This window comes from Galbibacter marinus (genome assembly GCF_000300875.1).
GTDB classification, from domain to species: Bacteria; Bacteroidota; Bacteroidia; order Flavobacteriales; family Flavobacteriaceae; genus Galbibacter; species Galbibacter marinus.
In genome coordinates this window covers 26,014-38,983 of sequence record NZ_AMSG01000009.1, presented here as the reverse complement: position 1 = coordinate 38,983, position 12,970 = coordinate 26,014, and the positions used below count along the sequence as shown (strand labels likewise).

The window sequence follows — 12,970 nt, the reverse complement described above, 5'->3', positions numbered from 1 at the left end:
TTTTGGTTTACATCCTAAGTAGTTTTAGGATTTTTGCCAAAAAAATAAGGCTGTCATTACAACAGCCCTACACACAAACTAACTTGGAAAAAAACCAAAATTTATTACCGAAATAGCTAACTCTAAAATTTATTGTTTTGCAATCTTTTCAAATTGTATTATTCTAATGTTGGTACTTCAAGTTTTGAGAAATCAACCGATGGCTCTTGCCCATTTGCCGTTCTCTCAAGCACACTATCAATAGGGGTATTTTCACTAAAAAACCCACAATTCTTCATATAAAAAGTATTTCCGTCCACTCCACCTGCATAATCCAATCGCGCACCTTTTCTAGCAGTCGCATCTGCGGTGAATTTAGCTTTAGTAAGTTCATGCCACTGACCAGTGGTATCGTAAATCCATTGATTACCATAAGCTCCTTGTCTTTGGATGTAGCCCGTTGTAGTTACAAAATTCTCCAAAAAGGAATGAGGACGTGTCAAATAAGTAGAGGTATATGGTCTTCTAAAACTAGCGATAAGATTCCATTTGTCTTGGTTTGGATCAAAAAAGTAAGCGGTGTAATCGGTTGAATTATTAACCGATGGCTCTCCTTTGAGTAAAAATTTATAGGTAGTCCCCGCTTGCCAGTTAAAGACTTTATAGCTTTGCCCACCAGAACCTTCATTTCCAAATTCTCCAGTGTGAACTCCTTCACCTTTACCAAGCATTATAATCTTATAGTCCTCTGGAATTTCATCTGGGTTTTGCGTTTCATAGGGACTCCATACAGAGAATAGTACACGTCGCTCCTTATCAGAATTTACCTGCATTCCAAAATAACCTTCTCCAAACCCATTGGCCATAAAGTAAGAACCAATAACATCCTGGCCTGGAGCTACCGTAATTTCATTATAGAACCACAAAATATCTTTATCCTGAGGTGTTTCATAGGTAAGATGGACCGAGGGTCCTCTTTGTCCCCAATAAAAGTCATCCTCCACATAGGTTACGCCTTGTGCTGTAGCAGACCCTCCAATGTCAATGGTATTGATTAAGGCAAATTCATTTCCACTTTTTTCAATTCCCTGGATTTCAATCGCGTGATATCCGGGCTGATTTATATTAAATGAACCAACATTTATCACCTTAAATTCCGTATTATCTAAAACAACCTCCTTAGTTTGGCCATTAACACCAACCGATATGGTTGAACTACCTTGATTTACCTTGGCATTTAAACCAACATGAAGCTCCCCTTTATCTTCAAGAAACACATACGTATTGATCTTTGTAGAAGATTGGGTCCACTGCTGAATTCCTTGTTCATCAATGCGAGCGCTACTGTTTGTATTATTACTCACCACCCAACTGTTTCCTCCAGGTGGGATTTGATGGTTATAAGTAGCGGAGATCGTTTCCTTTTGGCTATTGCCATCATTATTGCAAGCTACAAGAGCCATAACTCCTATCAACATTGCAATTGTCTTGGTGGTTTTTAAAATTGTCATCCTCGGTGGTGTTAGTTAACCAGGCTACCATTGTGTACCCCATAGTAGCCTGGTTAAATAAAAATAAAAATGAAAAAAAGTTAAACTTAACCTATGTTATTAATCATTCTGAATCAAACTCGGTTGCGCATTAATCTGGCGCTCTGGAATGTATTCGATAACTCTATCATCGGTTGGTAGTATTTCGTAATAAGGATTACTACCTGTTAAATGAGTACCTGGATATCTACGATCCATAGTATTGTTATTTCTAAAGACATCAAATTTACGGTGTCCTTCAAAAGCAAATTCTAATCTACGCTCATCCAACACTACATCTAATAGGTCCTGACCTTCTGGAAAATCCGCTGCACTTTCGTAAACAGGTATTCCAGCTCTTTGACGAATGATATTTACATTTTCCAAAGCCTTAGCTTGGTTATTTTGCTTGGCATAAGCCTCTGCTTTTATCAAATATAATTCTGCCAATCGAGAAACCACAGGTGACCATAAATGTGGCACGCCTTCCTGTCCAGATGCTTTTAGAATATAAAACTTAGGATAACCGTTTCTTTTGAACATCTCAAAGCTCTTGGTTACATAAACTTTTTCATTAGATGCATTGGTAAAGTAGTGGGCTTGCTGGCCATCAACTTCCTCTTCTATTACCTGATAATTAACGCCTTCTTCGGTGAAGAAAGTTTGACCGTCTTGCTCAAAAGTTTTTCTAAACTGATACGTATACGTATCATTTATCCAATACACTGCTGGATATTTATTTCCGTCTTGATCAGTTTCATATTGAGGACTGATGAATCCTTTACGCGCATCCTCAGGATGTTCATTGATAAGTTCTAAATATGAATTCGAGGCATACATTTCACCCCAACCAGAACCCTCAATAGTTGCATAAAGTGACCCTACTGTATACCATCCATTGGTATAATCAGACTCTTCAGTATGGCGCAGACAAAAGATCGTTTCTGGATTATCTTCAGGGGTCATTGCAAAATAATCAGCTAATTTATCTTGAGGAACTAAAGAGAATTTTCCTGAATTGATCACTTTATCCGCATAAGCGATAGCCTGATCATTTTGTTCCATATAAAGATAAACTCTTGACAACAAAGCCTGAGCTGCTTCTTTAGTAGCGTAAGCATTTGTTTTAGTTACATTCATCAATGATTCAGCCTTTAGAAGATCGGCTACAATTTGATCATAAACCTCTCCTACAGTATTTCTATCTGGGATATCATTCACATCAGAGGTTAATTTTAGAGGAACTCCTAAGTTAGATGTTCCTTGTACATAAGGTCTACCGAGTACATTAACCAACTGAAAATAGGTATAAGCTCTTAGGTAGTAATTTTCACCTATCAACTGATCTGATTCTGCAGACTCTCCTTCGGTGGCCAGTTCTATTACCTTATTACATCCTACAATTGCTTTATAGCCAGAACTCCAAACATCATTTGTACGATATCCCGTGGTGATGTTGTGGTAATTGTAGGTATAAAACAACGGATCAGTGGTAGTACCACTTAATGAAACGTTATCTCCTGGATATTCGCAAAGACGATGCAACTGAGTTGCAAATCCATATCCATTACCATTTCCCTTTAATAAAGAATATGATCCTGCAGTAGCGGATACAAGACCGCCCTCACTCTCAAATAATTCATCAGAGGCAACAGAATCGTATGGAAATCGATCCAAATCACAGCTGATTAAACTCGCTGCTATTAATATGCTATATAGTACTTTTTTCATTGTTCTCGATTTAAAATTAGAATGAAGCAGAGATTCCGACAGTTAACCTTTTAGCCACTGGATATAAAGTATTGTAGGTTCCATCTACACCAACCTCAGGATCCATACCTGAAAAATCAGTAATAGTCCATAGGTTGTCACCTGAGATATACAGGTTTAAATTAGACATACCAAGATTCTCTATCCATTGAGAATCAAAGTTGTATCCTAATCGAACATTTCTCATTCTCAAAAAGCTTCCGTCTTCTAAATATCTAGAAGAAGTCTTGTTTGATAAATTATTACCTCCATATACTGGTCTTGGGTGTGTGGCAATATCCCCAGGAGCTGCCCAACGACTCCAACCATCGGCTAGGACTTGTTGATTGTAGGTAGGGTACGCTCCGTCAGCATCATACAACTCTCTACTGTAGTTGTAGACCTCATTTCCTTTACTATAGGCAAAGTTGGCCGAAAGGTTAATTCCTTTATAGCTGAAAGAAGTCCCAAAACCACCGTAATAATCAGGTGTTGAAGTACCCACTTCTTGTTGGGTAGCATCATTCCAGTTATTGGTAGTTGTCACCTCACCAGTCTCCTGATCAATTAGCTCCCAAAGTGGATCTCCATTTTCTGGATCAACTCCAGCCCATTTACGCATAAACCAGGTATTGATATCCTGTCCAACATTAAGACGTTTATTTCCGCGAATAATCGGCTCTCCCTGATAGAGTTCAGTAATTTCATTGGTGTTGAAACCGATATTAAAGTTTAAAGACCATAAAAAGTCTTGGCTACGAATCACATCTGCATCTACAAATAACTCAAATCCATTATTTTTCACACCACCAATATTCTCCCAAGAACCACTATAACCAGTAACTTCAGGAATAGTGATAAAATAAAGTAAGTCAGAGGTATCCTTTATATAATAGTCAAAAGTAAGTCCAATGCGATCCAGTAAGAATGCATCAAATCCGATATTTGTTTGATATGATTTTTCCCAACCCACATCAGGATTTCCTAATTGAGAAGGTGTGGTTACTGGAACACCATTATAGGTGTTTGTCAAGGCATATAAATCATATTGAGGGTATAATGAATTTGGTCTATTTCCGACCGCACCATAGCTGGCACGAAACTTTAACTCTTGAATGGCGTCCACGTTAAAGAATTCCTCATTGTGAACATTCCAACCCACACTAGCAGAGTAAAAGGTTCCGTATTGGTTGTTTTCACCAAAATTGGAAGCCCCATCTCTACGAATAGATAGCTGAGTCATATACCTATCATCAAAGCCGTAGTTAGCATTGAACAAAAAGGATTGTAATGCATATTCGTTTTTAAAACCTCCAACGCTCTTTGGCGTGGCTGCATTAGCGAGAATTTCAGTACCTGCAACAATACCAGCACCTGTGGCGGAAAAATCATCATATACATAATCATTGTATTCGTAAGCTGCCAAAGCTGTAAAATTATGATCACCCCAATTATTCATATACTTTACCATTTGATTGGTAAATCGCGTGATACGTTTTGAAGTTGACTGGCCTAACAAACCTCCATCTGCCATTCCACCGTTAGAGGCAGGATCAGTATAAGATTTGCTCTCTGATCTGTAAAGTGTATATCCATTGGTGGAGATAAACTTCAAATGATCAGTGATTTTAAATTCAATATCGAAATTTGAATATAAATTGAATACAGAAGAATTACCGTGGTTCCACTGCAGATCATAAAGGTAATTACTCTTATCCCTTCCAATCCATGGAACACCATTTTCCTGAGGATTTACAATTTCTCCAGAGGCATCATAAGGAGAATCCCAAGGCATATAAGTTTGCATTGCATAAAGCGAATGTTGTTTACTTTCTCTGGTATTATAATTAACAGCGATCTTAGGTTTAATAGTCAAACGTTCCCCGATTTCGTGATCGTGGTTGATTCGAAAACTTAACTTATCATATTGGTATCCTTTTATAGTACCTGTTTCATCATAATATCCAAGTGATACATATGTTTTAGAGTTCTCCTCACCAGCAGTAAAAATAAGGTTGTGATCTTGAACTACTCCAGTTTGAGTTCCCTGAGCAACCCAGTCGTAATCGCGATTAAGCAAATCTGGAGTGAACCAAGGATTATCTGACGGAATAAAACTATCTCCAAACTCCCCATAATGATCGTACATTTGAGCTGAGTTCATAAGGTCAAAATTCCCAGCATTAAATGTTGAAAATCCTGTTTTAGATATCAAGGTCAGTTCACTTCTTCCTTTTTTAGCACTCTTTGTTGTCACCACAACTACTCCATTAGCACCACGTGATCCATATAAAGATGTAGCCGAAGCATCTTTCAATACAGAAAGAGTTTCAATTTCGTTCGGATTTAAATTGGGAGTTCCATGCATAATCACCCCGTCTACAACCCATAATGGACTAACGCCACCATCAATAGATGACACTCCACGAATACGGATATCAGGTACAGAACCAGGCTGACCTGAACTTTGTACTACTTGTACACCTGCTACCTTCCCTTGCATCATTGTTGATACGTCGGTGGAGGTAACATCATTTAATTCTTCAGCGTCAATGGTAGAGACCGAAGCTGTTACTTCTTCTTTGGTTTGAGTTCCATAGGCAACGACCACCACCTCATCTAGCTGAGCTGCTGAGACAGCCAAGCTAACTTGAAGCTCAGACTGTCCAGCTACACTAATTTCTTTATTTTCATAGCCGATATAAGAGAATACCAGCGTAGCATTTTCTGCTACATTCAATTCAAAAAGTCCATCAAAGTCAGTAGCAGATCCTCGATTAGTACCTTTTACCAGAACACTAACTCCTGGAATGGGCACACCGGTTTCAGCATCTGTTACTGTTCCAGAGACTTGCTTATCCTGTGCAAAGGAAAACAAGAAACAGCACATGCCAATCCATGTAAAAAGATATTTCTTCATAATACTTCTAGGTTTTTAAGTAACAATTAGTTTTTCCGTTTAGTTATTATTATCATGTTTTAAAAATTTAATAAGAAATAGAAAGCTAATTTATTTCATATTAGGCGCTAAAGTAAAAATAATTTTAAAATAAACAAATTTTGGCGTTAAAATAACTTACGTATTGTTTTGTTATAGTTTTAACAGTTTTAATGAATTAGTCATACACGACATCGTTATAGGGTTGACAGCACCTTCCCGCGCGGCCTTATGAATAAATTTAAAAAAAGGGTAACGAAAGATTTTTGATTTACGTTTTATTTACTTTAATTTGTCAAGAAAAGTAGTATGGACTATTTTTATTGTAGATTAACACATCAGTTATAGTACAAATGCTTTAAACGAATATCATATGGAAAAGGATATCACAACCTATATCAACAAACACACAGAAAAAGAAATTAAGGCACAACCTAGACTATGGAATGAAACCTTTTCTTTACTGGTAGAAACTAAGAAAGATATTGCATTATTTCTTTCGCCTATCTTACAACTGAAAGATTTAAGAATCATCCTCACGGGGGCTGGTTCGTCAGCATTTGTCGGAGAAGTTGCTCAAGGCACCATCCAACAGCAGACAAATTTACCTACACAACTTGTAGCTACTACTGATTTAGTAACACATCCTGAGGCCTTTTTTATAAAGCAAAGACCGACGCTTTTAATCTCCTTTGCTAGATCAGGGAATAGCCCAGAGAGTTTAGAGGCTGCTTCCCTTTTAGATCAGCACTGTGACAATGCATATCACCTTATTATTACGTGTAATCCAGAAGGTAAACTTGCTAATTTTGACACTAAGAATCCTCTATATAGTATTCAGCTTCCTGAGGAGACCAATGATAAGAGTTTAGCTATGACTAGTAGCTTTACAGCCATGTTATTAACGGCCCTTTTGGTTTTTGACATCGATAACATCGAGAGCAAACAACAGGCCGTAACTAATATGATTGCTATTGGAGAGGATCTCCTAAAGGCCGAAGATGTCTTTAAAGAAATTGCCAAGAGTAACTTTGAACGTGTTGTATTTTTAGGATCAGGTCCTATGGTAGGGATCGCTAGAGAATGTCACTTAAAGCTTCAGGAACTTACCGATGGCCAAGTGATCTGTAAACACGATTCATTTTTAGGTTTTAGACACGGTCCTAGAGCTGTTGTAAACGCCAACACCCTAGTGGTTTATTTATTCTCAAATGACCCTCATGTTTTTAGATATGAAAAAGATCTTGCTGAGGATATTGCACGTGATGCGAGAAAAATTCAATCACTGACAATCACAGATGAGCCTACACTTGAATTGGAGAATTCTAAACATATAGTAACATCAGCCTTTAAACATTCTGATAACCTTAATGCAGTGCCTACTACTTTGGTAGGGCAGCTATTAGGTCTTCATAAATCTCTAACACTTGGCCTTGATCCAGACAATCCTTCTGTATCGGGAGCTATCAATAGAGTTGTCCAGGGTGTTACCATCTACAAAAGAAAAGAAAAATGATCTTAAGCGTCTGTCCAAATCCATCGATTGACACCTATGCTTGGTTGGAGAATCTAAAGCCAGGGCATTCGAATCGCATTACCAAATTGGAAGAATTTCCTGGAGGGAAGGCGACACATATTGCCATGGCATTACAGGAATTGGGACAGAAAAATACATTAATGGCCAACTGGGCTGGTAATACTGGCCAGTGGATACAACAGCAGTTGGATTTACGTGGAATTAACATTAGTGGCATTTCCATCGAGGGACAAAACAGAAAATGTTATACCTTTAGATCTAACAATCCAACATTTGCCAATACCGAATTATTAGAACCAGGTCCTGTGTTTAATTCAGACCATTGGAATGAATTTAAAACAGCCTTTGAAAAAGAAATTAAGGATCACGAGCTGATCTGCCTTTCTGGTTCATGGCCAAAGGGCGCTCCTAAAACAGCTACCAAAAACTTGATCGATTGTGTCAATAAGGCTGGAAAGAAAATAATAATCGACTGCTCTGGGGATCAACTTAAGGAGAGTATCTCTGAGTCCTTTTTCGGCATTCACTTAAATGAACATGAAGCGAGCGAACTGCTGGGAACTGATTCTATTGAGCAGATCATAGAGAAACTAAAGGAAAAGGTGGAACTTATAGCAATCACCAAAGGAGCTGAAGGTTTATGGCTTTATTACATGGGTGAACTTTATCATTCCAATGTAAGTTTAGAAAAAGTTATTAGTACAGTTGGCGCTGGAGATTGTCTAACGGCTGGGATTGCTTATGCTGTGCACAACAATTTCTCGAGTGAGCAGATAGCTGCTTACGGAGCCTCTTGTGGAGCTGCCAATTGTTTACACGAAGAACTTGGAGAGCTTCGAAAAGAGACGGTAGAGGAGCTGCTTAAAAAAGTAGTAGTGAAAAATATTAAACTTAATACATCAAATTATGCCGACTAAGGAATTATTGGTTATCGGAGAGCTGAATGTCGATTTGATCTTAAACCAGATCGAAGGGTTTCCAGAAATTGGAACCGAAATTCTAGCGCAAAAGATGAACCTTACCTTAGGAAGTTCGTCAGCCATCATGGCTGCAAATGCTTCAGCTATTGGAGTAGATACTTATTTCTGTGGCCTTATAGGAACGGATGATTTTGGAACATTCATCCTTAATTCGTTAGATTCAAAAGGAGTCAAAACAGATTTTATACAAAAAACATCAGAACATCAATCTGGAATCACTGTAGTGATGAGTTATGATCAGGACCGTGCCAATGTCACTTATTGTGGGGCAATGGAAGCTTTAACATACCAAAAGATTCCATGGGCTGATCTTACTGGCTTCAAACACCTTCATCTCTCTAATTTTTTTATTCAAAAAGGAATACGACAGGATATTGTCAAAATATTTGAAAAGGCGAAAAGCTTAGGACTCACCACATCATTAGACTTACAATGGGATCCTGAAAATCGTTGGGATTTTGATTTTAAGAATTGTTTGCCACTTGTGGATATATTCATGCCTAACCAGGCTGAGTTGCTGGCATTAACTAAAAAGGAGAGCCTCGACCAAGGACTTGAGGCCATTGCTCCCTATAGTAATATTTCGGTGATAAAACTAGGAGATAAAGGAAGTTTAGCCGTAGAGAATGGAAAACGTATTTCTGCAGCTGCTTTTACCAATGATAATCCAGTGGACACTATTGGAGCTGGGGATTCGTTTAATTCTGGATTCATCAAAAAATACATCAGCGGAAGCTCTCTTGAGCAATGCCTTGAATACGGAAATTTAATGGGTGCATTAAGTACGACCGCTGCTGGTGGTACTGCTGCATTCTCTTCTATAGATACAATAAAAAAGACCTTAAAGGAAAAATTTAATTCTGAATATTAAACCAATGCGATTAAAAGAAAAATTACAACAATTTACCAAAGAAAAACGTGGTTTACTAGCCACTAATTATTATAATTTGGAAACCCTACACGGGGTGTTAAGGGCTGCTTCAGAATTAAATGAACCTGTGATTCTGCAACTCACCCAGAGCTCCATCGATTATATGGGCTTAGAGACTGCAGTTAAACTCGGTCGCGCTAGCCTGGAGCAATTTAATGTGGAGGGTTGGATCCATTTAGATCACGGCGGCTCCGTTGATTTAGTTCAACGATGCCTAGATGCTGGATTTGATTCAGTGATGATCGATGGAAGTGAATTGCCATTTGAAGAAAATATAAAAATCACCCAAGACGTGGTACAGCGCGCTAAAGCATATGGCGCTCATGTAGAAGCTGAATTGGGTTATGTGGCAAAGTTAGGACAAGAGCATGGTGCTCAAGGATTCACTCAGCCACAAGAAGCTAAAGATTTTGTAGAGGCAACTGGCGTTGATGCCTTGGCTATCGCCATTGGAACTGCGCATGGTTTCTACAAGCAAACACCAAAATTGGATATCGACCTATTAAAGGCGATTCATGAAGTAACACCCTCTACTCTGGTGTTACACGGGAGTTCTGGAGTTCCTCATGATCAGGTACAACAGGCTATTAGCAACGGTATTTGTAAAGTCAATCTAGCTACTGAAATTAAAAATATATTTATGAAAACCTTACAGAACGAGCTCAGCAATAATGATGAGATCGATTTGAGAAAGGTATTTCCTAAAGCTACTTCCCAGGTTACAGATCTGGTAAAAACTAAACTCATCATGATAAAAAACTATTCCGATGCTTAAACCTTTTATCGATGCACATGTCCATTTAAACACTAGGTCGGAGGCGAAGATGAAGCTGGCTCAAAAGTACGATGCTCGCTTTTTGTCAATCAATACCGACATTCCATTTTTTGACCCGCTTGAAGAGCAACAACAGATCGTACACGATCTGTTAGAGAAATACCCTGGTAGTATTCGATATTTTACCAGTTTTGATACTACATATTGGAATACACCACAGTGGTTGCCTCATGCTATGAAGCAAATAAAATCAGGGCTTGAAAAAGGAGCTGTAGGTGTTAAAATCTGGAAAAACATCGGTATGGATCCTGGTGTCAAGGATCAGGATGGAAACTTTGTCCTTTTAGATGATCCGCGATTTGATCCTATTTACCAGTACTTATCGGAAAATAATATACTTCTGATCGGTCATCAAGGAGAACCGAGAAACTGTTGGTTGCCTTTGGAGGAAATGACCGTGGATTCAGATAGAAATTATTTTTCAGCGCATCCTGAATACCATATGCATTTACTTCCAGAGTATCCCACTTATGAGCAGCAAATGCAGGCAAGAGACGCTGTCTTGGATAAATTCCCAAATTTAAAATACGTTGGGCTTCACCTATTCAGCATGGAGTGGTCTATTGACCAAGTCGCTGAAAGACTAGATAAATATCCCAACAGTAAAACAGACTTAGCTGAGCGTATTTGTCACGTTCAACTTCAGGCAAAAGAAGATGCTGAAAAAGTTAAAGACTTCTTTATTAAATATCAAGATAGAATCATTTATGGTACTGATGTAATTGATGATGGTAGCATGAATGAGAAAGAGCTTATTGAAAGATTTGAAAGCCTGTGGAACAGCCATTGGGATTTCTTTGCTACTAATAAAACAATGACTGCCCCAGAATTTAAAGGGGAATTTAAGGGACTTCAATTACCAGAAACGGTTTTACAAAAAATATTTTACCAAAATGCTGTGGATACCTATGGGTTCTAATGGGCATTTATTAAACACTTTAACTCCAACATTATGAATGACAATAGAAGAAATTTTTTAAAAATAGGATCTCTTGCTGGTTTAGGAATTGCCAGTGGAAGTGTTCTTGCAGCTTGTCAAACCAAGACTGAAAACAATACGATAGTAGCGGCTACTTCAGCCTCTTCGGGGCAACAAAACGGAAGCCAAATTTTTAATATGTCTGGCTATAAGGCACCAAAATTAGACAAGGTTCGAATCGGATTTGTCGGATTAGGAATGCGTGGACCTCATGCAGTTAAACGTATGAGCTATATAGAAGGTGTAGAAATTAAAGCACTTTGTGATATTCGTCCAAAGCAATTGGATAAGGTTTTAGAATCCATAAAAGGAACTTCACACAAACCTGATTTATATTCTGATGGTCCAGATGCTTGGAAAAAAATGTTCGATCGTGATGATATCGACCTTCTATACATAGCAACTCCTTGGGACCTTCACACTCCTATGGCCGTTTATGGAATGGAAGCTGGAAAACACGTAGCTGTAGAAGTTCCTGCAGCCAAAACTGTGGAGGAATGTTGGCAGCTAGTGGAAACTTCTGAGCGTACTAAAAAGCATTGTATGATGCTCGAAAATTGTTGTTATGACTTCTTTGAGCTACTTACTTTAAATATGGCCAGACAAGGTTATTTCGGTGAAATCATTCATGGTGAGGGCGCTTACATTCACGACCTTGTGGATCTAAACTTCGAAAAGGAAAACGGTTATGAAAGCATGTGGCGTCTTAAAGAAAATATCGGTAGAGACGGAAACTTATATGCCACTCATGGATTAGGTCCTATTTGTCAAATCATGAATGTAAACAGAGGGGATCAAATGGATTATTTAACCTCGCTTTCTTCTAATGACTTCAGCATGCACCAACGTGCTGTTGAACTTGCCAAAGAAGATAGTTTCTATCAAGATTATACTGGTGCTGACTTCCGTGGTAATATGAACACCACTATGGTAAAAACTAAAAACGGTCGTAGCATAATGATCCAACACGATGTTAGCTCACCGCGACCTTATTCTAGAATTCACCTAGTAAGTGGTACAGAAGCTATGGCTAGAAAATGGCCATCACCACAGCGAATCGCTAAAGGTCACAGCTGGTTAAAAGAAGATGAAATGAATGCGGTGGAAGAAAAATACACCCCTGAAATCATCAAAAAGGTTGGAGCACTTGCCAAACAAGTAGGTGGTCACGGTGGTATGGACTTCATCATGGATTGGAGACTTATCGACTGTCTAAGAAATGGACTTGCTCTTGATCAGGATGTATATGATGCAGCCCTTTGGAGTGCTTTTTCTCCTTTGAGCGAACAATCAGTAGCCAATAGAGCACAATCTATTGACGTACCTGATTTCACAAGAGGTGCATGGAAATCAAATGCTCCAGTAGATATTTCTCTTCAGGGTGCAGGGAACACCAATGTGCTTTTATAAAAAAATAAAGCAACAATTACATCATTTTTCAAATACATATGGCCGATTTTTTCGGTCATATGCTTTTTTGCCATACATTTAGAATTTAATTATTATTTTTACC

At 38.4% G+C, this 12,970-nt stretch carries 9 protein-coding genes; 6 read left to right on the top strand and 3 right to left on the bottom strand.

What is annotated here, in order from left to right; genetic code table 11:
* Positions 1-158 precede the first annotated feature (158 nt).
* From I215_RS08205 to I215_RS08195, 3 genes are all read right to left on the bottom strand, one after another.
* Positions 159-1,490, bottom strand: a complete 1,332-nt coding sequence (locus I215_RS08205; protein WP_008991499.1) for a DUF3472 domain-containing protein — start codon at positions 1,488-1,490, stop codon at positions 159-161.
* Between the two features lie 99 nt (positions 1,491-1,589).
* A complete protein-coding gene (locus tag I215_RS08200; protein ID WP_008991498.1) occupies positions 1,590-3,239 on the bottom strand; it encodes a RagB/SusD family nutrient uptake outer membrane protein in 1,650 nt (549 codons plus the stop codon).
* A gap of 16 nt (positions 3,240-3,255) precedes the next feature.
* The gene (locus I215_RS08195) at positions 3,256-6,177 is read right to left on the bottom strand and encodes a SusC/RagA family TonB-linked outer membrane protein (protein ID WP_040460061.1); all 2,922 of its coding nucleotides are present in this window, start codon (positions 6,175-6,177) and stop codon (positions 3,256-3,258) included.
* Positions 6,178-6,568: 391 nt separating this feature from the next.
* On the opposite strand from I215_RS08195, the gene I215_RS08190 reads away from it, so the two are divergent.
* The 6 genes from I215_RS08190 to I215_RS08165 are packed head-to-tail and all read left to right on the top strand — an operon-like array spanning position 6,569 to position 12,867.
* Positions 6,569-7,711, top strand: coding sequence for an SIS domain-containing protein (locus tag I215_RS08190; protein ID WP_008991496.1), 1,143 nt, complete (start codon positions 6,569-6,571; stop codon positions 7,709-7,711).
* Positions 7,708-8,649 carry a 1-phosphofructokinase family hexose kinase gene (locus tag I215_RS08185; protein ID WP_008991495.1) on the top strand — a complete coding sequence of 314 codons (942 nt, stop codon included), beginning with the start codon at positions 7,708-7,710 and terminating at the stop codon, positions 8,647-8,649. The genes I215_RS08190 and I215_RS08185 overlap by 4 nt, the downstream gene beginning before the upstream one ends.
* Complete coding sequence (locus I215_RS08180; protein ID WP_008991494.1) at positions 8,639-9,583, top strand: carbohydrate kinase family protein; 945 nt, start codon at positions 8,639-8,641, stop codon at positions 9,581-9,583. Before I215_RS08185 ends, I215_RS08180 begins: the two co-directional genes overlap by 11 nt.
* 4 nt (positions 9,584-9,587) lie before the next feature.
* Positions 9,588-10,418 carry a class II fructose-bisphosphate aldolase gene (locus tag I215_RS08175; protein WP_008991493.1) on the top strand — a complete coding sequence of 277 codons (831 nt, stop codon included), beginning with the start codon at positions 9,588-9,590 and terminating at the stop codon, positions 10,416-10,418.
* On the top strand, positions 10,411-11,397 hold the full coding sequence (locus tag I215_RS08170; protein WP_040460058.1) for an amidohydrolase family protein: 987 nt from the start codon (positions 10,411-10,413) through the stop codon (positions 11,395-11,397). The genes I215_RS08175 and I215_RS08170 overlap by 8 nt, the downstream gene beginning before the upstream one ends.
* 33 nt (positions 11,398-11,430) lie before the next feature.
* On the top strand, positions 11,431-12,867 hold the full coding sequence (locus I215_RS08165) for a Gfo/Idh/MocA family protein (RefSeq protein WP_008991491.1): 1,437 nt from the start codon (positions 11,431-11,433) through the stop codon (positions 12,865-12,867).
* Positions 12,868-12,970: the final 103 nt, after the last annotated feature.